The sequence below is a fragment of the Cohnella hongkongensis genome (assembly GCF_042654645.1).
Taxonomy (GTDB): Bacteria; Bacillota; Bacilli; order Paenibacillales; family Paenibacillaceae; genus Cohnella; species Cohnella hongkongensis.
Map to the genome: position 1 here is coordinate 20,798 of NZ_JBHSEP010000012.1, position 22,058 is coordinate 42,855.

Annotated in this window: 14 protein-coding genes; 4 read left to right on the plus strand and 10 right to left on the minus strand. The window is 60.5% G+C overall.

The window, feature by feature from the left end:
* Positions 1-2,214 (minus strand): (Fe-S)-binding protein, encoded by a 2,214-nt coding sequence (locus ACFO3S_RS16335; RefSeq protein WP_378098643.1) that lies wholly within the window; start codon positions 2,212-2,214, stop codon positions 1-3.
* Between the two features lie 74 nt (positions 2,215-2,288).
* On the opposite strand from ACFO3S_RS16335, the gene ACFO3S_RS16340 reads away from it, so the two are divergent.
* The 3 genes from ACFO3S_RS16340 to ACFO3S_RS16350 are packed head-to-tail and all read left to right on the plus strand — an operon-like array spanning position 2,289 to position 4,721.
* On the plus strand, positions 2,289-2,894 hold the full coding sequence (locus ACFO3S_RS16340) for a TetR/AcrR family transcriptional regulator (protein WP_378098361.1): 606 nt from the start codon (positions 2,289-2,291) through the stop codon (positions 2,892-2,894).
* A gap of 41 nt (positions 2,895-2,935) precedes the next feature.
* Positions 2,936-3,703 carry an electron transfer flavoprotein subunit beta/FixA family protein gene (locus tag ACFO3S_RS16345; RefSeq protein WP_378098364.1) on the plus strand — a complete coding sequence of 256 codons (768 nt, stop codon included), beginning with the start codon at positions 2,936-2,938 and terminating at the stop codon, positions 3,701-3,703.
* A 34-nt stretch (positions 3,704-3,737) separates the two neighbouring features.
* A complete protein-coding gene (locus tag ACFO3S_RS16350; RefSeq protein WP_378098367.1) occupies positions 3,738-4,721 on the plus strand; it encodes an electron transfer flavoprotein subunit alpha/FixB family protein in 984 nt (327 codons plus the stop codon).
* A gap of 216 nt (positions 4,722-4,937) precedes the next feature.
* On the opposite strand, the gene ACFO3S_RS16355 is transcribed toward ACFO3S_RS16350, so the two are convergent.
* From ACFO3S_RS16355 to ACFO3S_RS16365, 3 genes are all read right to left on the minus strand, one after another.
* Positions 4,938-5,501, minus strand: coding sequence for a winged helix-turn-helix transcriptional regulator (locus tag ACFO3S_RS16355; protein WP_378098370.1), 564 nt, complete (start codon positions 5,499-5,501; stop codon positions 4,938-4,940).
* Positions 5,498-5,860, minus strand: coding sequence for a VOC family protein (locus ACFO3S_RS16360; protein ID WP_378098373.1), 363 nt, complete (start codon positions 5,858-5,860; stop codon positions 5,498-5,500). The genes ACFO3S_RS16355 and ACFO3S_RS16360 overlap by 4 nt, the downstream gene beginning before the upstream one ends.
* A 406-nt stretch (positions 5,861-6,266) precedes the next feature.
* Positions 6,267-8,570, minus strand: coding sequence for a type IA DNA topoisomerase (locus tag ACFO3S_RS16365; RefSeq protein WP_378098644.1), 2,304 nt, complete (start codon positions 8,568-8,570; stop codon positions 6,267-6,269).
* 158 nt (positions 8,571-8,728) lie between these two features.
* On the opposite strand from ACFO3S_RS16365, the gene ACFO3S_RS16370 reads away from it, so the two are divergent.
* Complete coding sequence (locus ACFO3S_RS16370) at positions 8,729-9,958, plus strand: hypothetical protein (protein ID WP_378098376.1); 1,230 nt, start codon at positions 8,729-8,731, stop codon at positions 9,956-9,958.
* Here ACFO3S_RS16370 and ACFO3S_RS16375 read toward each other — a convergent pair.
* The 6 genes from ACFO3S_RS16375 to ACFO3S_RS16400 form a co-directional block, all read right to left on the minus strand.
* Positions 9,955-10,809 (minus strand): TVP38/TMEM64 family protein, encoded by an 855-nt coding sequence (locus ACFO3S_RS16375; RefSeq protein WP_378098379.1) that lies wholly within the window; start codon positions 10,807-10,809, stop codon positions 9,955-9,957. The two genes, ACFO3S_RS16370 and ACFO3S_RS16375, sit on opposite strands and share 4 nt — an antisense overlap.
* Before the next feature lie 252 nt (positions 10,810-11,061).
* Positions 11,062-11,832, minus strand: a complete 771-nt coding sequence (locus ACFO3S_RS16380) for a DeoR/GlpR family DNA-binding transcription regulator (protein ID WP_378098382.1) — start codon at positions 11,830-11,832, stop codon at positions 11,062-11,064.
* 292 nt (positions 11,833-12,124) lie between these two features.
* Complete coding sequence (locus tag ACFO3S_RS16385; RefSeq protein ID WP_378098385.1) at positions 12,125-13,570, minus strand: hypothetical protein; 1,446 nt, start codon at positions 13,568-13,570, stop codon at positions 12,125-12,127.
* Entirely contained in the window at positions 13,563-14,435 is an 873-nt protein-coding gene (locus tag ACFO3S_RS16390; protein ID WP_378098388.1) for an alpha/beta hydrolase, read from the minus strand. The genes ACFO3S_RS16385 and ACFO3S_RS16390 overlap by 8 nt, the downstream gene beginning before the upstream one ends.
* A 797-nt stretch (positions 14,436-15,232) precedes the next feature.
* Positions 15,233-20,689: an immunoglobulin-like domain-containing protein gene (locus ACFO3S_RS16395; RefSeq protein ID WP_378098391.1), complete on the minus strand. Its 5,457-nt coding sequence runs from the start codon at positions 20,687-20,689 to the stop codon at positions 15,233-15,235.
* 267 nt (positions 20,690-20,956) lie between these two features.
* Complete coding sequence (locus ACFO3S_RS16400) at positions 20,957-22,051, minus strand: response regulator (protein WP_378098394.1); 1,095 nt, start codon at positions 22,049-22,051, stop codon at positions 20,957-20,959.
* Between the last annotated feature and the right edge of the window lie 7 nt (positions 22,052-22,058).

The following is a 22,058-nucleotide window of genomic DNA, read 5'->3' on the forward strand; positions in this document are numbered from 1 at the left end:
CTAACCTCCGATCGAATGGTTCCGGCGAAGCGGCGAAGCGCCGAACACGGCCTGCTCCAAAATTTCCGCAATATCCTTCGCCCGTACTGCGTCCTCGACTTCCTTCATTTTTGTCCCGTCCTCCATCATCGTGAGGCAATACGGACAGGCGCTGCCGATGACGGTCGGCTTCGCCTCCAGCGCTTGCTCGACGCGAGCCAGATTGACGCGCTTGCCCGACGTTTCCTCCATCCACATCATGCCGCCGCCCGCGCCGCAGCACATCCCGTTCTCGCGGCTTCTGGCCATCTCGGCCAGCTCCACGCCCGGAATCGCTTTCAGCACGCTGCGGGGCTCGTCGTAAACGTTGTTGTAACGCCCGAGGTAGCAGGAGTCGTGGTAAGCGATGCGCTCGTTGACCTCGTGGCGGGGTTGGAGGCGACCGTCCCGAATCAGCCGGTCGAGCAGCTGCGTATGGTGCAGCACTTCGACGCCTTCCAGGCCGAAGTCGGGGTATTCGTTCTTGAACGTGTGGAACGTATGCGGGCAGGCGGTGACGATCCTGCGCACGCCGTATTTGCGGAACGTCTCGATGTTGTCCGCCGCGAGCTGCTGGAACAGCAGCTCGTTGCCCATCCGGCGCGGCGTGTCTCCCGAATTGCGCTCCTCGTTGCCGAGAATGGCGAAGCTTACGCCGGCCTCGTTCAGCAGCCGGGCGAACGCCCGCGAAACCCTGCGCGCCCGCAAGTCGTAAGCCCCCATCGAGCCGACGAAAAACAGATAGTCGAAATTCGGACGGTCTCGGACCGTAGGGACGGGCACGCCTTCGACCTCTCCGGTCCATTTGTCGCGGTCGCTGCGGCTCAGCCCCCAAGGATTGCCCTGCCGCTCGATGTTCTGCAGCGCGCGCTGGCCTTCGTGCGGCATGCTTCCCTGCATCAGCACGAGGTGCCGGCGGAGATCGACGATCTTGTCGACGTGGCCGTTGCCGACCGGACACTGGTCCTCGCAGTTGCGGCACGTCGTGCAGGACCAGATCTCTTCCTCGGTCATGACGCCGCCGATTAACTCGGTCTGCTCGGGGCTTGCGGAGGACGCCGCGGTCCAAGACGCCTGCTGCCAAGCGAGCGTCGGACGAATGTCGGTGATCGCGCCGCTCTCTTCCTCCCAGGCGACCTTGCTGTCGGCCGCGGCCGCAAGCGAATGCGCCTTCGCTGCGCCGTCCCCGAACGCAAACTCCGGCACCCAAGGCGATTTTCCCGTCATGGCCGCTCCTTTTTCCGTCAGGTGATCCCGCAGCTTCGTGATGAGGTGCATCGGCGACAGCGTCTTGCCGGTATTCGAGGCCGGGCATACGTTCGTGCACCGCCCGCATTCCACGCAGGCGTAGAAGTCGAGCATCTGCTTCCGCGTGAAGTCCTCGATCCGGCCGACGCCGAACGATTCCGCCTCTTCGTCCTCCAGGTCGAGCTTCTTCAGCTTGCCGGGCGTCTCGGCCCGGCCGAGCCAAAGGTTGACTGGCGCGGTAATCAGATGAAAATGCTTCGATTGCGGAACGTAGACGAGAAAAGCGAGCAGAACGAGCAGATGCAGCCACCAGAAAAAGTAGAAGAGCGATTGCGCCGCCGCAGCGGACAGGGGTTGGAAGATCAGCGCGATCGCGGAGGAGACCGGCGCGTAGTTCGAATACTCGAGGCCCAGCCAGAGACGCTCGAAGCCGAGCGACAGCAGCACGGTCAGCATGAGAGAGAAAATAAAATAGAGAACGAGGCTTGGTTTCCAGCCGCGCTTCAGCCGGCTCAGCTTCTCCCCGTAGCGACGGTAAGCGGCATAGCCCATCGCGACGAGAACGAGCAGCACCGTCATTTCCTGGATCAGACCGAACAGATCATAGGCCGGCAGCGGCAGATGGCCGCCTGCGGTCAACCCTTTTACGATCAGATCAATCGCTCCGAACTGCAGAACGATAAAGCCGTAAAACACGACGAAATGCATCAGACCGCTGCGAAGGTCCTTGAACAGCTTCTTCTGTCCGAACACCTGCGAGAGGAACGCGCCCGTTCCTTCTTTTCCCCGCGCATGAAGCTTCTCCGCCTGCCCCAGCTTTACGTACAGGTACCGATGATGCACGGCTCTTCCGAACAAATAGCAGCCGTATCCGGCTGCCGCCGCAAATAAAAGCGCGTTGATCGCCAACCACACCGTCGCTCGCCCTCCTCTCCCGCTTTTTCTCATGATATGGCCGGAAGGCGAATAAAATGAATGAGGCTTCATTCAGCCATCGATTTTTTTCCACTGGGGTGCTCGCGATGACGGGAAGAAAACGGGAGAAGTACGGCCTCATTCTCGATGCCGCCGAGAAGGTGATCGCCCGCAGCGGCTATCACGGCGCTCAAGTGTCGCGCATCGCGAAGGAAGCCGGCGTCGCGGACGGCACGGTCTACTTGTATTTCAAAAACAAGGAGGACCTGCTCATATCCCTGTTCCGGGAACGTCTCGGCTCCCTCGTGCAGCGGTTTCACGACAGCATACGGGAGACGCACACCGCCGGCGAGGCGCTTCGCATCGTGTGCGAGATTCACTTCACGATGCTGGAGCGGCACGCCGATCTCGCCCATGTCACCCAGATCGAGCTGCGGCAGAGCTCTCCGAAGCTGCGCAGCGCCATCGGGCTTACCGTGAAGCCCTATATCGTGCTGATCGAGAATATCGTAAGAAAGGGGATCGAGGAGAATACGTTTCGCGCCGATCTGGACACGAAGCTGACCCGCCTGCTCCTCTTCGGGGCGATGGACCAGGTCGTCACCTCATGGGTGATCTCGGGACGGAAATATTCGTTGTCGGGGCAGGTGGACAAAACCGTAGATTTCTTTTTAAGGGGCTTGGCGGTAGAGGTTGAACCCAAGCTGCGTTGAAGAGAAGACCCAATGGACGACTAAGAGGGGAGAGCATGCGAATGAACATTTACGTTATTTTGAAGCAAACGTTCGACACCGAAGAGAAAATCGTGCTGCGGGACGGACAAATCGCGGAGGACGGGGTCAAATTCGTCATTAACCCGTACGACGAGTATGCCGTAGAGGAGGCGATTCGGCTCAAAGACCGGCACGGCGGCACGATCGTGGCCGTCTCCGTCGGACCGGATCGCGCGGCGGAGGCGCTGCGAACGGCTCTGGCGATGGGGGCCGACGAAGCGGTGCTCCTCTGCGACGAGCGCATCGGCGGAGACGAGTATTCCGTCTCCAGAGCGCTGGCTGCCTATCTGGGAGCGCAGAAGTTCGACCTCGTCCTGGGGGGCAACTTCTCGATCGACAACGGAAGCGGGCAGGTCGCCGTGAGGCTTGCGGCGCTGCTGGATCTCCCGCACGCCGCGTCCGTTACGCGGCTGACGGTCGACGGCGGCCTAGCCGTCGCCCTGCGAGACGCCGAAGGGGACGCCGAGACGATCGAGCTGGCGCTGCCTGCGCTGATCACGGCTCAGCAAGGGTTGAACGAGCCCCGCTATCCTTCGCTTCCCGGCATCATGAAGGCCAAGAAGAAGCCGCTGCGGACGCTGAGGCTGGAGGACGTTGGCCTGACGGAGGCGGATGTCGCGCCGAAAACGGAGCGTCTGTCGCTCTCGCTCCCGCCCGCCCGCCAAGCCGGCAAGCTGCTGAAGGGCGATCCGGCTCAGCAGGCCGCGGAGCTGGTCAAGCTGCTGCGCACGGAAGCGAAGGTGCTGTGAGCGGATCGATTCCATATCGAGGGAGGAATGAACGATGAGCCATACCTATGCGATTATCGCGGAGACGCGAGAAGGCAAGCTGCGTCAGGTGACGTTCGAGGCGATCGAAGCGGCCAGACGGACCAAGGGGGAGGGCGGCCGGATCGCCGCGGTGCTGATCGGGCATCAGATGTCGACGCTGGCGGAGGAGCTGGCGCGCTATGTCGACGGCCCGGTGCAGGTCGTCGACCGCCCCGAGCTGGCGGCTTACCATGCCGAAGCGGCGGCCGCGGCCGCGATTGGCGCGCTGAACGAGCTGAATCCGGACGCCGTCTTCCTCGGGCATACGGCGATCGGCCGCGATCTGGCTCCGATGATCGCCGCCCGCTTGGACGCGGGGCAGATTTCCGACGTCACCGCGATCGAAGGCGCCGGCAGCGACGCCGTCTACGTCAGACCGCTCTATGCCGGCAAAGCGTTCGAGCGCAAGCGCTTCGTTCCGGGCGGCGTGCGAATCGTGACCGTCCGGCCCAACAACTTCCCGGCCGCGGGGCCCGTCTCCGCTCCCGGCCCCGTCGTCGTCTCCGGCGCACCGCCGCTCTCGGGCCTTCGCTCTGCCGTGAAGGAGGTCGTTCGCAAGACGTCGGGCAAAGTCGACTTGACGGAGGCGAAGGTCGTCGTCTCCGGAGGCCGGGGCGTGAAGAGCGCCGAAGGATTCCGCCCGCTGGAGCGGCTCGCGGAGGCGCTGAACGCCGCGGTCGGCGCTTCGCGCGGCGCATGCGACGCCGGTTATTGCGACTATGCGCTGCAGATCGGGCAGACCGGCAAAGTCGTCACGCCCGAAATCTACATCGCCTGCGGCATCAGCGGCGCGATCCAGCATCTGGCCGGCATGAGCCAGTCCCGCGTCATCATCGCCGTCAACAAAGACCCGGAGGCGCCGATCTTCAACGTGGCCGACTACGGCATCGTCGGCGATCTGTTCGAGGTGGTGCCGCTGCTGACCGAGGAGTTCAAGAAGGCGCTCGCCAGCTCGTAAGCGACGGCTTCGTCGTCTTCAAGCATGCTGTCGTTTATTTGTTTGTTTGGCCCACGTCACCTGTTGATGAAATTTCGTACAAAACTCGCCCCCTTCGCTTATCTGAGACCAGCTTGTACGATTTATCGCACAGATGAGCTCGAGTGGTTCATATTTGTAAAAAGACACATGCCCCCTTCGTTCGGGAGAGGCATGTGTCTTTTATATTCCGTCCCCCTACACAAGAGAAGACAGATCGGCCGTCAGCGTCTCGATCGGCCTGGCGCTGAGCGAGGACAGCTCGTACACGAAGGAAGGCCGTGACGGGTCGGCAATCTCTCTGACGATTAACGCCTCTCCGTACAGCTCGTCCAGACGCGCGGACAGAATGCGGGGCGTGACGGGCTGCAGAACGCGACGAATTTCCTGAAATCTGCCGTGCTGGTAATTCAGCGCCACGAGCACCGGCATATTCCAAGCTTTGGCGGACAGCGTCCCATGGCCGATTCGCGCCTCGGAGCTGCGGATTGCTTGGGCCGCCTCCCGGTAGAGCTTGCCTTTCTCGGTGAGCTTGTACTCCGGCAGCAGAGGATGGCGACGCTCCAGAGGAGTCAGATGATGGAGGAGTTCCGCGTCGCTTAACTGCTTCAGATTGTCGCTAAGCCGTGCAGGCGCAATGTCCAGCTGCCTCTGCAGCGGAGTGAACCTGCCGCCGCTGCTCTCGAGCGAGAGCAAGATCGGAATCGTCCAGCGGCCGGACAGCTGCTGCGTAAGCTGCAGCACGAACTGCTCTTTGCTCAAAGCTGCGTCAGCTGCTCCGAAAGCATAAGCGAGTGACCGTCCGGATCGGTGAAGGTCGCCAGCTTGACGAAATCGTCGATGACTTCGATTTCTCCGGAGAAGCTGACGTCAAGCCGCTTGAGCTTGTTCACGGCATCCTCGATATCCGCCACGTCGAATACGGTGGAAGACGTCGAAGGCTCGACCGTCTCCGCTTCGGAGAAGCCGATCACGCAGCCCTCGGTATTCGTCTTTACCATCGCCATGCCCCACTCCGGATTGTGGAACAGCACCTCGAAGCCCAGCTTTTCGGTGTAGAACGCCAGCGCGCGCTCAATGCTTTTGACGCTGTACCATACAGTGATTCCTGGAACGAACATCTCATCACCCTCCTTTTTACTACCGAAATTATACCAAGTATACTTTCGGTAGTAAAGACGAATTTTATCCGTCTCGAGAAAGTAAACGCGCCCGCCCTCTGTACAGAAATTTTCGAAGACAACCAGGTTACCTTATGCTCACAAAAAAAAGCCTTATATGCGCCAAAACGCACAAAGGCCATCGTTCCAAACGATCTCTCCGCAGTCATCGGCGCCAAAAGAGCGCAGCCGCTGCCGCTTCTTCGCTTCTGTATAACAATACGCCGTCCCTCTTTATGCTTTCGAGCAGTTGATCGTCGTCCAACTCGTTCATCCTCACGAACGAATACAATCCCACGTTCTCCCGCAGCTTAGGATGAAGAGAAAGGGGGTAGCGTCGCCTATTTGGAGCAGACGCCCCCTCTGCCTACTCCCGCTCCAGAGCCAACTCCCCCGTCCTGTCGTTCTTCAGCACGATCCGCGCCTCGAACGCGTCTCCGCCGCCTGTACCCGGGAACTTGAGCTTGCCGGTCCGGCCTTTGCCGATCAACGCTTTGACCATGGCGTCGGTCAGCGTGCGGCCCAGGCTTTCCTTCCAGATGACGAACTTGCAGCCCGTTTTGTAATGACTGCATCCGTAGCCTTTGCGCCCCATGAAAATGCGGCCCCCGCACCCGGGACTCGGACAGACGCCGAGCACGGTCGGCTCCCCGCTCTGCTCCGCAGAAGACGCTTTAACTGCCGCCTTTCGCTTCGCCGGCGCTTTCTTCGCGGCGACGGCCGCCGCGCCGCCCGACTCTCCGCCGCCGTCTGCCGTCTTCTTGCCTCCCCGCCTCGCCCCCTTCGCCTGGGACTCCGGCCTGGCGAACGCGTTCCGGGCCGCCGGACGCTGAACGTTAACCTTGTCGATAATGAGCCGCGTAAACTTTTTCACATTACCCATGAACGCTTCCGCCGAAGCTTGTCCGCGGGCAATCTCGGTGAGCCGCCGTTCCCAATGGCCGGTCATCTCCGGCGACGTCAGCAGCTCGACGCCCGCGCCGCGAATGAGCTCGATCGCCGTTCTTCCCTTGGGGGTGATGACGATTCGCTTGCCCTGCATATCGATGTAGCCGACCTGCTTCAGCCGCTCGATCGTCGCCGCGCGCGTCGCAGGCGTGCCCAGGCCGGAATCCTTCATCGCGTCGCGCAGCTCCTCGTCCTCGATCTGCTTGCCCGCGCTTTCCATCGCCTTCAGCAGCGTTCCTTCGGTGTACGGCTTCGGAGGCTGCGTCTCCTTCTCCTTGACCTCGGCGTCCGCGCAGACGACAGGCATGTGCGAATCGATCTCGAACGGCGCGTCCGTCTCCTGCTCCTCTTCCTCCGCCGCTCCGTCGTCCTTGTCCTTGGCTTTTTCCTTGCCGTCTCCCTTGGAAGCCGGAACGTCCCCTGCGTAGATGAGCTTCCATCCGAGAGAGAGCAGCTGCTTCACCGTCGTCTTGAACGTCTCCTTCTCCACTTCCGTCAGCACCGTATGCACTTTGTATTCCGCCGCCGGGTAGAAGTGGGACAGGAATCTTTTGACGACCAGATCGTACAGCTTGCGCTCGTCCGGGCTTAGCCCCTGAGGCTTCCTCATCGTCGGCATAATCGCGTGGTGATCCTCGACTTTGGCCGGATTGCACACATTCTTGTTGCCGGCGTGAACGAATCGCTTGTTCGCGCCGTTCACCCATTCCCCGTATTCAGGAGAGCTTCGCATCGCGTCCAAAATTTTGTGCATCTCCGGAATGTTCTCTTCGTTCACATAGTTCGAGTTCGTGCGGGGATAAGAGATGACCTTATGCTTCTCGTAGAGCGCCTGCGCAACGTCGAGCGTCTTCTTGGCGGAGAAGCCGAACTTGCCGTTCGCCTCCCGCTGCAGCAGCGTCAGATCGTACAGCTTGTACGGGTACTCCTTCGTCTCCTTGACCTCGTAGCTCGCGATCGCTCCCGTCTTGCCCCTCACCTTGTCGGCGATGATCTTCGCCTTCTCGGCGTCGGTCAGCCTGTCGCCCTGCCAGATTCCTCTGTACGGCGAACGGCCGCTCTGCTCGAACGTCCCCGCAATCTCGTAAAATTTCAGAGAATCGAACGATTCGATCTGCTTCTGCCGGTCATAGATCAGCGCCAGAACGGGCGTCTGAACCCGGCCGACGGACAGCAGCTCGTTATGCTTCGTCGTGAACGCTCGCGAGCCGTTCATCCCGATCAGCCAGTCGGCCTCGCTGCGAGCTCGGGCGGCCTGGGTCAGATTGTCGTACTCCGCATTGTCCTTCAGCTGGTCGAATCCTTTGCGAATCGTATCCGCCGTCAAGTCCGATATCCACAGCCGCTTAACCGGATGCCGCAGCCCCAGATGCCGGACGATCAGCGAAAAGATATGCTGTCCCTCCCGCCCGGCGTCGCACGCGTTAACCAGTTCGCCGCTGCGAGCGGCCAAATCCGCGATCACCTGCAGCTGATCCTTCGTGCGGGGATTCGGGAGCAGCTTAAAATCGTCCGGAATGATCGGCAGATCGCCGAATCTCCATTTCTTGTATTTCTCGTCGTAGAGATCGGGCTCGGCCAGGCCGATCAGATGGCCGATCGCCCACGTGATGATATAGCGCTCGCCCTCCAGATAAGAGCGTCTATTCTGCGCCTTCGGCTCGATCACGGCCGCGATATTGCGGCCCATGTCGGGTTTCTCCGCGATGACCAGCGTCTTCAACACGGCTTCGTCCTCTCCGTTCCCATCCGCGCAACCGTTCTGCGAATGGATCGATATAAGTCGATTATATCACAGGATTCGAGCCGCCTCGCCAAAATGAACCTGCCGCCCTCCTCGGACGTTTATTTCATAACAAGACGAAAAGGATGAATCCTCCGATGACCGACTTGAAGCTGAACAGACTTGCCGCGGGCGTTCTCACCGGAGCTCTGTTTCTTGCGGTTGCCTGCAGCCCGCGCGAAGACGCTTCCGGGAGCCCGGCCGCCGCTCAGGGGCCGGAGCTCGCGATCCCTAGGGCAGAAGCGGCCGGGACTCCTCCGGCGGCGGACTCCTCCCCCGGCGCTGCGGCCGGATCGGACGAGCCCGGCGGGCGTTGGATCCCTCTGCCGGATCGGCTCCGCTCCGAGTTGGAAGACGGGCGCATCCCGGAGGAGCAATTTCAGGAGTGGCTCCGAACAAGAGCCGAGCAAGACAATCCGGGCGATGAGCCGGTTGCCGTCGTCCGCGCCGATCTCGACGGGGACGGCTTCGAGCGCGAATGGGCGGCCGTCGTCTACGAGAGCCGGCTTGAGGCAAGCGGCGAGTATCGCTACGCCTACGGAATCGTCGCGGCCTATCGGGACGGCAAGTATGAATGGCAAAGCTTCGTGTTCCCCGAGGAAGACTACGGGCGGGCGTCGATTGAAGCGATCGGAGATTTGGACGGCGACGGCAAGCCGGAGATCGTCTGGGCCTCGCTCGGAATCGGAGCGCACACCTCGACCTTCACTTATACGGCATCAGGCTGGGACAACGGGAAGCTCCGTCCCGTTCAAGGAGCTGCGATCGTTCCGAGCGCAACCGGTGCCGCCATACGCGACGGGAAGCTGACCGTTACCGGAGGGATGATCCATTCCGTCGGAGCGGGACCCTGGCAGAGGGAATATACCGATATCTATACGGCTGCCGACGGCGCGCTTAAGCGAGTAAGCCGCGCGTTCGCGGACGCTCCGACTCCGTATCATCGGCTGCTGGACGGTCTATGGGCGGAAGCGGACGGCAATGCGGAGCAAGCCTTGCGGCATTACGAGGCTGCGGCTGCCATGAAAGCCGAGAGCTACCGGGACTACGCTTTCGTCTTCGACGGCGAATGGGCGGAAGGCGGAACGCTGGAGGACGAGGAACGGAAATTCGAGGAGATCGTTCATCGGTTTGCCCGATTCAGACGGGAGCTGCTGGAGCTCCGGTCGCAAGGAGCGGACGAGGAGCGCGCCTGCGCGGCCGCCCGGAAAAAAAGCGGCTACGCCTCGTCCTGGCTGGCTTATCTTAACGCACCCGCCGGCTATGCCAACCCGGCGTGGAGCGACGAGGCCGTATGCGCGCCGATCGACGAGCTCGTCGACCGTTAGCTGTTGTCCTGGCGAGGAGCTTGGCTTCTCATCCTTCTCTTGAACAGGAAGACGGCCAGCAGCGTGACGCCGACCGCGACGGACAGGGCGATCGTCACTTCCGAAGGGGACATCGACAGCCATTCCGCCACTTGCACGGAATAAGCCAGCAGGAACGAGGTCGCCAGCTTCGCCGCGGCTGCAATCAGCAGAAACTTGCGGGGCGTGACCCCGCTCACCCCCGCTCCGACGCAGACGATCTCGTCGGGCAGCACGGGAATGACGAACAGCAGCCCCATGATGAAGCCTTCGTTTTTCCGAACGAACTGATGGTAACGCTCCAGCTGCTCGGCCTTCACCAGCCGGCTGACGAGCCGCGTGCCTCCGATGCGGGCCAGACCGAACATCGTGGCCACTCCCAGCATCGTGCCGGCAAAGCCGTAGAAAAACGCCTGGGGAGCGCCGAGAATCGTGCTGCCCGCCACGACTGTCACGGCCTCGGGAATCGGCAGCAGAATCGGCTGCGCGAAGCAAATCGCGATATAAATCCACTGCGCGGCCGCATGATGATCCTGCAGCAGCTTCTCCATTCCGTAGACGTCGGTAAAGACGATAATTCGGCTGACGAGGTAGACGACCCAGATGGCGCACGTGAACGCCAAATAGTAGACGGACACCCATTTGACGATATGCGCCCAGCCGTATCGCTTCATCAGCATGGCGGCGATGCCCAGAAAGAGTAAGAGAAGACCGAAGCCGATCAGCGAATATCGAAATTCGGGATTCAGCGTCTGAATAAACTCGAACTTGAACAACAGAACCGGGATAATCGGGAATAATAGCAAGGAGACTTTTGGCATTTTACGGGTCATGAATCACGACCTCCATCTTATGCATCTCCTACCCAGTGTATATGAAGTGCGTCCCTTCGGGCAACTCTCCCTGTCCGGACGCTAGATCGCCAATCCGAGGGCAAGTCGTGGATTCCGGCGAGCCGGAGCAGCCGCCCTGCCGTCAGAAGAATCCGCCCCTCACAAACACACATAAACACACAAAAGGACGCCCACGCACTTCCGCGAGCGTCCTTCTCGTCTTCGGCGCCATGAAGGCTCCAATGCCGAGCGTTAACGCGAATAAACGACCTCGACTCCGGCTTTCGCCAAGGAGCGAACGGTTTCCGGGTCAACGTGGGAATCCGTGACGATGCGATCGATCTCGTCGAAGCCGCAGACAGGCGACAAGGACACCGCTCCGAACTTGCTGCTGTCCGCCAGCACGACAATTTCCTTCGAGCGGGCCATCATTTTTTTCTTCAGCTGAATTTCGCCTATGCCGTAATCGGTAAGCCCTTCATTCAACGATATGCCGCTGATGCTCATGAAGAACGTGTCCGCGTGAAAGCGCGACACGAAGTCTTCCGCGATGTCCCCAACGACGCACTGCTCGGAATTTCGCACGACGCCGCCGATAAAAATAATCGTAAAGCCCGGCTTCTCCATCAACAGGGAAGAGATGGCGAAGGAGTTCGTCAGCACCGTCAACCTTTCGAAATTTTTCATCAGCACTTTGGCAAATTCCGTATTCGTCGTGCTTACGTCGAGAAACAGCGACTGCCCGTCGGAGACCAGTTTCGCCGCCGTCTGGGCCAACTCGGCCTTCTCCTTCACGCGCTTTAATTCGCGAACGGTAAAAGGCAGCTCCTTCCGGTAGTCGAACGCGGGCAAAGTCGCGCCTCCGTGCACCCTTCTCAGGAACCCCTCCTTCTCCAGACTCTCCAGGTCTCTGCGAATGGTCTCGAAGGATACGCCGAACTTCCCGATCAGATCGGATACTCGGACCGACTGGTTCTCGTGAAGCATGTGCAAGATGGCGTTGTGTCTTTCATGGACAAGCATCGCGCCTCTCCTCCCGTCAAATCTCCATACAGGGAGTGTAGCACATCTGCCGAAGATAACGCAAAGAAATGCATATGACCACACACAGCCTTCGCAGCTTTTCCTTCCGCAACAAGGTCAAGGCGCGCCTTCTGGAAAACGGAGACTTGCCGTCGCCCTTTCTCCGGTCGAGCGGGCGAGCTCCCCCGGAGGTCCTTGCCGAATTGCAGCGTACGAACGGCTGGCCGAACCGAATTTCCGTATCCATCGGCTCGGCTTTTGCGGATTCTGCGGCTTTCTATGCTCCCGCGTTTTATCGAATGGTCGAATTATCTTCTTCCTCTTCTTCCTCCTCAAGCTCGGCGAGTGCGCTCTCGTCCTCGGACTCCTCCAACTCCTCCCGGCGAGGCACGAATTCGTCGTCGTCGACCTCGTGCCCGGAATCGAACGCTTCGAAAGGCACCTTGGCCGCGGGGGATGTGGAAGACGTGGAGGACGAGCTCGAAGCCGTCTGCTTCTCCAGCGTACGAAGACTTGGCAGCAGCCCCATCTGCGGCATCGCATTGCGGCGCAGACCGGATCTCAGCCGCATGAGCGTCGCCATCTCGCGATCCGCGCCTACCGATTCTCCCTGGGCGTAAGAGACGTCCGTCATCGACAGGCGATCCTGGAACGTGCCGAGCAGCGCCTTCTGCTTGCCGACGGCAAGCCTGCGGGCTTCCTCGACGTCGCTGCCCTCGGGAGCTCTTCTGACCCGTTTGCGGACAGCATCCTCCGAGAGCTCTCCGCGCATCAGCGAATCTTCCACCGCCTGAAACTGGTGGACGGCTCCAGACCCCGTCGCGCTGATCGATCCGGGGAAGTTGAACGCCTTCGTCTTCGAATCGCCTTCGTCCGAGTCGGCTTTCTCTCTCTTCCGTTTCCGCTTCTTGACCTCGCGTTCCTCCGAACGCCCGAACGCTTCTTCGAAAGACTTGGGCGTTCCCGTCGTATGGGCTTGATTGGCGATCTCCATATTGCTGGCCGCGCCCATCAGCGGAGACCGCTGCACTTCGGACAGATTCGTAATGACCGGAACCGACATCAGCTCCCGCTCCTGGCTCTCGAACCCTTGAGGCGGCGCTTCTCCGCGATTGACGGCATCGAGCGCCTTCCACACTTTCTGCGTGCTTGTGCCAGGGGACGTCATCCCTTCGAGATGCTCGGCTTCCCGGGGATAGGGCGTAAACTTGCCGCCGGAATCGTAGAAATGCTGCTCTCTCTGCTGCCCGCGCTTTTTGGTCCCCTGCACTCTTCCCAGCCTGAGCGCGGACTCCCGCCCTCTCGAGGACGTCGCGGTGAGCCTCAGATATTCGTGCGCGCGGCCCTGGTCCCGAGCCTCCTTCACCAGAGCGGCCCGATCCGCCGGCTCTCTCAGCTCCGCCAACCGCCGGTCCCCCTCTTCGCGATTCAGATGAGGGAACCGTTCTCGATCGCTCGCGCTGGGGGCCTGCGCATAGCCGGACGTCAGATCGCGACTGAACTCTTGAATGAGAGACGCCTGCGGAAGCTGATATTGAAAGCCGCCCGATCCGATCGAGAACATGCCCGGTGAAGGCCCGGCATCGGACGGAACGGTCTGTATCATGCTCAAGGCGTGCTGGTTGCCTCCCGTTTGCTGCATCTCCAGCAAGGCGTCCCCGACCGCCGACGAGGAGGCGGAGGAGGCGGTCTTCTTGCCCGTTTCCCTCTTCTTGCGGTCTCCGTTAATTTTAGGCATCCTTTTTCCCCCTCATCTTCTCTAGCGACTGAAGCCAGTTCTCCACTTCCCGCAGCGCCGCCCGGTCCGACAATATGCCGTCATGGTCGCTATCCCGGATCAGGGCGACTTTGGCCTGTACGCATTCCGCGAACAACGGCGCGTATTGTCCCGGCTGGAACACTTCGTCCTTCTCCCCGACCAGGACGAGCGTCGGCTGGGTCATCGCCCGCAGCTGCTTCTGGTACTTGGAGCTCGGAGTTCTCGACCGCAGCAATCTGTAGCTGAGCTCCAGCGTCTCCCGGCCGTGCCGGCGTTCGGAGGGCTTATCCCGGCGCAGAACAGTCCAGCCGTTCCAGAACCTGAGTCCGAGCGCATTCAGCACGGACAGCACGTTGAAGCGGAGCTTGTCCACCTGAGTGTCGCTCCATGGCTCCTTCTTATGCCGAATCGGCGCATCGGGATGAACCTCCGGCGCAAGCAGCAAATACCCTCCAATCCGAGCGGCGAGCCGATGACGGGCCAGCCGGATCGCGTTCCCCCCTCCTCCGGAGTGTCCCGCCATAATGAAATCCAGATCGACGCCGGAGCGGCTCTGCAGCCAGTTCACCAGATCCTCCAGATCGTGATCGTGCTGTCCGACGTATTCCACGTCCCCCCGTCGAACCGGGTGAAATCCGTAGCCCCTCAGATCGGGAACGACGACCTGCGCCAGTCCTTTGCCCGATATAAACTCGGCCAGCGGGTGCAAGTACTGTCCGTCTTCGGAAATTCCGTGCAGCAAGATGACGACCTTGCCCGATGTTGCCTCGTAATGGCGGTAGCATAATGATTTTCCATCCCTTGCCTCGTAGGTCCGGATGGGGGGCAGCGCTTTCTCCAACATGACGATCCTCCGGCATCTGTTCACCCGCGTCGCGCGATCGCTCCGCGCGCCAATGCAAACAACAATTTCTATTATCCTATCATAACCGGACAAATTTTTCCTCTTATTAACAATGCAACGGTTCCCGATCATGCTCGTTCATGTCACGGACCGTCAGGAGAAGCTTCTCCTCTTCTCCGCTTCGGGATTGAAGCGTATGAAACGACGACCGGCCAACGATACGGCCAGCCTTGATCGGCGGAGGCCAGCGGCATATCATCTCCACCAGCCCGCGACAGTCCACCAACTCACGTTAGCCCACCAGCCTGCGACAACCCACCAGCCTACGACAGCCCACCAACCCACGTTGGCCCACCAGTCCTCGACAGTCCATCAGCCTACGCCAACCCACAAACGTAACGGTTGCCAGCGCCGCTAATCGTGCCGTTTTCGCAACATAGGGACTGTAACGGTTGCTGCAGCGGCTATTTCAGCTGAAACCACGCCGTTTCGCTCGTTAACCCCAAAATAAGCGCGACGGCAACCGTTAGCTTGTCCTTTTTCGGAAAAACGGCCGATTAAGCGCCACTGCAACCGTTAGACGTTGCCGACCGGATGCGCGCCATCGATCGCATACGACAACGGCTTAACCTGACAACATGGATATCGTCCCCCCTCCCCCTGTCATAGGCTAATCGAGGCAGCGATACCGGCGATTAGTCCGATTTGGAGATCCGGAACTGCCGCTCCATCAGAACTTGGCCTATGCATTCGCCATTCCCTCACGGAGTAGCGATGCACAGGCCAAGTTTCATTCCTTACGGATTTATGAACCCGAGGTAAAGCAGCATCCGCTTCAGTATGACTGCGCTCTGCGCGCGAGAAGTGTCCGATTGCGGTGCGAATTCCGTCGTCGTCAGGCCTTGGATGATGCCCGCCGCGGCCAACTGCGCCACCTCCTCCTTGGCCCATTCCGCAATCTCCGCTCTATCGGCGAACGCATCCCGACGGAAGGACGCCTCGTCTCCCGCCCCTCCCGTTGCTTGTCCCGCATACGCTATGGCCCGGGCGATCATCACCGCCATCTGCTCGCGCGTGATCCGCTCCTGTGGACGGAATGTGCCGTCCTCATAGCCATGAACCAGCCCCGCTTCGCTCGCCGTCCCGACAGCCTCGGCGTACCAGCTTGCAGCCGCCACGTCCGAGAACGTCGAAGTGCCTTCCCGCTGGGGCAGACCGAGCCCGCGCACCAGCAGCGCCGCGAATTCCGCGCGCGTCACCGGATCGGACGGCGCGAACGCCCCCGTCTCCCGTCCCGCGACAATCCGTTTATTCGCCAATTGTTCGATCTCGTCCCTTGCCCAGTGCTCCTGCAAATCACGGAATGTCCGATTCGATCGGATGACCGTATACGCCCCGTCCTGCCGCGTCGGCAGAGTGACATCACGGCCTCCCTCCTCGAACACCGACGGGACGAAATGCAGCCCGCCCCGTTCATCGATCCATACCGCCGTCGAATGATGCGCATCGGCCGGGGCCTGCAGCGTCATCGTCCGCTCCCGGTACGCTCCGTCCCAACCTCCTACGGGCCGTCCGTCCGCGGCCAGCGTATAAATGACCGGATGCGCCTGCAGCGCCTCCGCCTCCAGAGCGGCGATCGCGCGCTTCGCCGCGTCGCTGTCGGCGGACGAGGCCCGACCGATCGTCACCTCCACGACGGCGTCGGCCGACACCCGCTCCACCGCATTCAGCGGCAGAAGCAGGCCGTGGCCGTCCACAACCAGTCTCAGCACGGCTTCCGGCTGTATTCGCCGCACCCCGTGGAGCGCGACGGCCGGCAGCTCGAGGACAACCACATCGCCGATCCCGTCTGCAGCGATGACCGCTTTCGTCAAGGCTGCGGACAATAAAGGCGTCGCCGTACGACCAAGCGCAACCACTTCGCCGCTGCCGGACGCCTCGGCAACCGCGTCGACCGGAGCGCCGAACAAAGCGGCAATCATCTCTGCCGTCAGCCGCAGCCGTACAACCGTCCGGCCGTCGTCTGTCGTTTCCTGCACCGAGTCCACCGCTACGGACAAACCGTTCAGGACGATATTCACGGCGTTCGTATGACCGGTTTCCGTCTCCTCGGCCCCGTCTTCATCGTCACGAGTTCCTCCGCCGTTGACTCCTCCCGGCGAAGGGGGTTGCCTGACCGTCACCGTTCGGGTCGCTTCAGCCGTTTGCCCGATCGGATTCGTTACTGTATACCGCAGCGTATAGACACCGGGTGTCTGCGTATCCACGCTGCCGCTCACCACGATCCGATCGCTCAGGTTGCCGTAATAGGCATCGTTAGCCGTGGCGCCCGGATCGCTGAACGAGCCGCCTCGCGGAATCGTGACCTCGGTCGGGCCGATCAAAGCCATAGCCGGCGGGGCGATCACATGCACCGTTCGCTTTGCTTCCGGCGCTGCGTTTCCTGCGCTGTCGGATACGTTGTAAGATAGAGTATACGTCCCTGCCGCATGAGCGTAGACCGACCCGGTTACCGTGATTGCCGCCGTGACATCGCCATCCTGGGCATCCTGTGCGGTCGCCCCCGGATCCACGAATTCGCTGCCCACAGCTACCACCATCGGGTTGTCGCCGCGGAGAACGATCACTGGACTATCCCCGTCGTACACGTACACGCTGCGTGTGACCGTCCCGTGATTGCCAGCCCGGTCGCTGACCGCATATCGCACCTCGTAAGCGCCCGGACGGTGTGCGTCCACTTCCCCGGTCACTGTGATCTCCCCGCTATCTATCGGTCCGTCGATGTTATCCGTCGCCCAAGCTCCAGGCTCGACATACGGCTGTCCGGCCAGAAGATAAAGCGGACTGTCGCCATTCAAACCGATGACCGGTGCCGTGTTGTCCAGCACATACGGTCCGAACGAGACCGCTTGTTCGTTCCCCGCCGCATCCCTGGCATAGATGTGCACATACCGGTCGCCGTCTCCGGTGGCCAGGGTCAGGGCATCGCCGCTGGAGAACGGCTGCCATTCCGGATCGCCCGTCCCCGGAGCTGCCGGGTTAGTCGTCCAAGCATACTGCAGCGCGGCCAGCTCACTGGCGTCTGTCACCGCGGCCTCCGGTTGGACGCTCTGCGCCGGCTCAGTGCTGCCGGGAGGATCGAGCACAATATCAGGTGCCGTCCCGTCATACGTCCGGGTCAGCGGCAAGGACGCCGTATTCTCGTTCCCCGCCGCATCCTCCGCAACTCCCGCCGATATCTCGATTGTCACCGGACCATCGGTCGTCGGCGTCACTACAAACGTATACGTCCAACTGTTTGCTGCATTCCAACTGCCCGCCGTTCCATTTATCACTTCAATATCCTCTACGCTAAAGCCCGTTACTCCTTCGCTGAACGTTGCCGTCACCTCGAACGCTCCGTTCAACGGATCGTCGGCCGGGCCGTTCAGCGTTACTGCCGGCGGAGTTAAATCCTTCCAACGGGCAAACAAGTCCATATCCCCGCTGATTGCATACGTTTCGGTCATCTCGTCCCCGCCGTCCGGCTGCGTATGCCAGCCTTCAAACTCATACCCCTCTCGAACCGGTTCCGGCAAGGTCACACCGGCTTCCTGCAAGGTTGCGGCAAAGACGGTTATGGACGGAATCGAGCCGGTACCGCCGTTCAGGTCAAACCGAAGCTCGAAAGCCACCCCATTCACTTCCGGTCCTTCAACAACGACCGCGATGATGCCGGTGTTATGGATTTGACCGGCGCCGCCGATGCTGCCGCCACCGTTGATCGTTCCTGAATTTTCGACTGTGACGCCTTCGGGAACGATCAGACGGTGTCCCGCCGGCAGGGTAATCGTTCCTCCATTGATCAATGAAAATGATTCATCTTCAGCTTCTTGACCCGGGCCGATGACGGAAACGTCAGGATTGGCGCCTGAGGACGGGATGACCGTCCCACCGTGGATGGCGATCGTGCCGCCGGCCCCCTGATATCCGCCTCCGATTCCCGCACCATAGATGCCGCCGGTTGCATGGACCGTGCCGTCAGTGATCGTGATCGTACCGCCGCCGGCCCCCTGGTATCCGCCTCCGATCCCTGCGCTATACACTCCCCCATTAGCGGTCACTGTTCCGCCATTGATATGAATTGTACTGCCGACTCCTTGATATCCTCCCCCGATCCCTGCACCGTTGCCGCCCCCGTTAGCGATCACTGTTCCTCCATTCATATGAATCGTCACGCCGGTGCTGAATCCGCCGCCTCCAATTCCCGCACCGCCATGGCCGCCGGCCGCGCTCACCGCTCCGCCGTCGATCGTTATCGTGCCCCCGTCGCCTTGAGGACCTCCTCCAATTCCCGCGCCGTCCATGCCGCCAGTCGCGCTCACTTCCCCGCCGCTGATGCGGATTACCCCTCCAGCAGAAACCATCCCGCCTCCGATTCCGGCAGCCTTATTGGCACCGCGCGCATCAACGTTCCCGCCGTTGATCATTATTGTGCCGAAGTCGGGTCCGCCTCCGATCCCGGCATAACCCGAACCGGTCGTTATCGCGATCAATCTCCCTGCGCCGTAGGCGCTTGAATCTTCAATTGTTAAAGAAGTCCCGGCATTCACTCGGATTGCCGAGTTGGACCCAGACGTAATGGAGAGCGTGTGCCCAGCCAGATCCAGAGTCAGATTCGTCGCGGAAGGAACCGTCAGCGCTCCTGCAGGCTGCGTAATATCCGCTCCCAGAATGATGGTCGTGCCGCTTGTACTGTTCGCAAACGCGTCCAACAGCGAATCCCAGTCAACGACGGTCACCTCCTTCGCGTTCCAACGGGCAAACAAGTCCATATCCCCGCTGATTGCATACGTTGCGGTCATCTCGTCCCCGCCATCGGGCTGCGTGTACCAGCCTTCAAACTCATATCCCTCTCTGATCGGTTCCGGCAAGGTTGCACCCGCATCCTGCAAGGTTGCGGCATACACAGTTATGGAAGGGATCGAGCCGGTACCGCCATTGAGGTCAAAACGAAGCAGAAAGGCCGTTCCGCCCACTTCCGGTCCCACAACCTCGACCGTGATCGTACCGGTGTTCTCGATGCTTCCGGCACCGCCAATGCTCCCGCCACCGTTGATCGTTCCTGAATTCTCGACCGTGACGCCCTCGGGAATAATCAGTTGGTAGCCCTCCGGTATGGTAATCGTTCCTCCGTTAACCAAAGAAAACGAATCCTCGGCACCTTCGTGGCCCGGACCGATGACAGAAACGCTGGGAGTGGCGCGTGTGGACGGTATAACCGTCCCATCGTGGATCGCAATCGTGCCTCCGCCACCCTGAAATCCACCCCCGATCCCCGCTCCAAATACATTGCTGGTAGCGGTGACCGTGCCATTATATATCGTGATCGTACCGCCATCGCCGCCAAAGCCGCCTCCGATTCCCGCTCCGTAATTGCTGCTGAAGGCGGTGACGGTCCCGTTATGTATCGTGATCGTACCGCCATCGCCGCCATAGCCTCCTCCGATTCCCGCACCATAGATGCCGCCGGTTGCATGGACCGTGCCGTCAGTGATCGTGATCGTACCGCCGGCGGCGCCATAACCGCCTCCGATTCCTGCGCTGTTCATCAGCCCCCCTGCAGCGGTAACCGTTCCTCCATTAATGTTAATAGTTCCTCCCGAGCTGCTATAACCGCCTCCGATTCCTGCACCGCCGCTCCCTCCAGTCGCCTTTATTGTGCCTTCGTTGATATGGATCGAACCGCCTGAGCTTCCCATATTCCCACCGATGCCTGCGGCATTCGGGCCGCCGTACGCTTCAATCCTTCCACCGTTGATCGTTATCGTTCCCGCAGCTGAATCGATCACTCCTCCCTCTCCTCCGATCCCTGCGTGGCCGAAACCGTTCGTCTTCGCGATCAGTGTCCCGGCGCCCCCGGCACTCGAATCTTCGATCGTTAAGGCTCTTCCCGAATCCACCCTAATGGCCGAAATACCCGGTGATGTAATGGACAGCGTGTACCCGGCCAGATCCAGCGTCAGATCCGTCGCTGAAGGAACCGCCAGCGCTCCGGCGGGCTGCGTAATATTCGCTCCCAGAATGATGGTCGTGCCGCTTGCACTGCTCGTAAAAGCGCCCGACAGCGAATCCCAGTCATTGACCGTCACCTCCGCCGCGTGCGCCGTCCGAATACCGGCGGCGTACAACATCCCCCACAAGAGCGCCGCAATCAGCGCTGCTCGCATTCCTTTTTCGCATAGATTCGGATTAACTAACCGCCAATCGTTCATCCCTATCCCTTCCTCTCGCGTTCCACAGTGTCAAGAATGACGTCCTTTCGGCTCTCGTCCGGGGGTCGGATTGCAGTCGGCCCTATTGACTTGGCGGCATGCAAATAAACACGAAATAAAAAAGGGTGTTTATTCGCATGCCGCCAGTATGACCGTTCCCGTGCCGTAATTCCGTCACTGTTCCCAGCCACTTTCCTTGATTTAAGGATTAGTGTATAAGGGAACAATGAACACCTGCTGAACAAAAAGGGATAATCTGTAAAACTATCACTCCAATAATCGCCTGTATTCTTCAGCCACCCCTAGGCTCTCCGTCCCCAATTCATCGTAGTACCGCTTCAGATAACGCTGGATGTATTCATCCGCCAATCGACGCTGACCCAGCTCGACATACAGGCGGGCGACATGAAGAGCGAGCGAATCGTTTAGCGGATCATGCAGGTGAAGCCGCAGCACGATCTCCAGCGCCTGTCGCCATCCCCTCTCCGACTGCAGCAGCTCGACCAGCCGGGCAGCCATCGCGATAAATTGTCTGCGACTGCGCTCCCGCCGCTCTGCCAGCCACAGACTGTTCATGCCCTCCAGCAGCCCTCCGCCATAGAGATTGACTGCCTTGAACAGCGCTTCCTTGCCCGGCGAGGAGCTGTCGGCGATCTGCTCGAAATGCTCGATATCGCTATTCAGGTTTATCGATTCCAGCCTGTAGCTTTGTTTGTCGAAGCTGATCTTCAACTGCTCGCTTAGACCGGCTGCGGCCAGGCTCTTGCGCAGCTGATACATGCTGGTATGCAAATACGCCTTGGTATTATCCGTCCTGCCGTCCAGGAAAAGATCGTCAATAATCCGATCCTGAGACACCTCCCGGTTCAGGTACAAGTAAGCGAACAGTTCGCTGCTCTTGAACGTCCTCCACTTTACCTGACCACTCGGTCCTGCAACCCGCAGCGAACCGAAGAGGCGAATGTCTGTCCGCTCGGCGCCGGGCTCCGTCTTCGGCTGCTTGCGCTCCCAGATGCGTTCCAGCGTTTGCCGCAGCCTCTCGGGATCGACCGGTTTCAGCAGATAGTCGAAGGCGGCCAATCCGAAGGCTTCGACGGCGTGCTCGGCATGAGCCGTCACGAAGACGACCGCACACCCCGATGCCGTCTGCCGCAGCTCCCGGGCTGCCTCCAAGCCGCTCAGCCCAGGCATCTGAATATCTAACAGCACGATATCCGGGCGGCTCTCCTTCATCGCCTGGATTGCTGCTGCAGCCCGGGTATAGCTTTCCACTCGACCCGCCAGTCCCGCCGAAGCCAGCGCATCCTCCAATTCCTCGATAGCAGGCCTGTCATCATCAACAATAATCGCATTCAGCTTCATCTTCGCT

Excerpts from the sequence above, each read along its gene's own strand:
- ACFO3S_RS16395 (WP_378098391.1), bottom strand. The coding sequence starts at position 20,689 with ATGAACGATTGGCGGTTAGTTAATCCGAATCTATGCGAAAAAGGAATG.
- ACFO3S_RS16375 (WP_378098379.1), bottom strand. The coding sequence starts at position 10,809 with ATGACCCGTAAAATGCCAAAAGTCTCCTTGCTATTATTCCCGATTATC.
- ACFO3S_RS16350 (WP_378098367.1), top strand. The coding sequence starts at position 3,738 with ATGAGCCATACCTATGCGATTATCGCGGAGACGCGAGAAGGCAAGCTG.
- ACFO3S_RS16345 (WP_378098364.1), top strand. The coding sequence starts at position 2,936 with ATGAACATTTACGTTATTTTGAAGCAAACGTTCGACACCGAAGAGAAA.
- ACFO3S_RS16335 (WP_378098643.1), bottom strand. The coding sequence starts at position 2,214 with ATGAGAAAAAGCGGGAGAGGAGGGCGAGCGACGGTGTGGTTGGCGATC.
- ACFO3S_RS16340 (WP_378098361.1), top strand. The coding sequence starts at position 2,289 with ATGACGGGAAGAAAACGGGAGAAGTACGGCCTCATTCTCGATGCCGCC.
- ACFO3S_RS16390 (WP_378098388.1), bottom strand. The coding sequence starts at position 14,435 with ATGTTGGAGAAAGCGCTGCCCCCCATCCGGACCTACGAGGCAAGGGAT.
- ACFO3S_RS16360 (WP_378098373.1), bottom strand. The coding sequence starts at position 5,860 with ATGTTCGTTCCAGGAATCACTGTATGGTACAGCGTCAAAAGCATTGAG.
- ACFO3S_RS16380 (WP_378098382.1), bottom strand. The coding sequence starts at position 11,832 with ATGCTTGTCCATGAAAGACACAACGCCATCTTGCACATGCTTCACGAG.
- ACFO3S_RS16385 (WP_378098385.1), bottom strand. The coding sequence starts at position 13,570 with ATGCCTAAAATTAACGGAGACCGCAAGAAGAGGGAAACGGGCAAGAAG.
- ACFO3S_RS16400 (WP_378098394.1), bottom strand. The coding sequence starts at position 22,051 with ATGAAGCTGAATGCGATTATTGTTGATGATGACAGGCCTGCTATCGAG.
- ACFO3S_RS16370 (WP_378098376.1), top strand. The coding sequence starts at position 8,729 with ATGACCGACTTGAAGCTGAACAGACTTGCCGCGGGCGTTCTCACCGGA.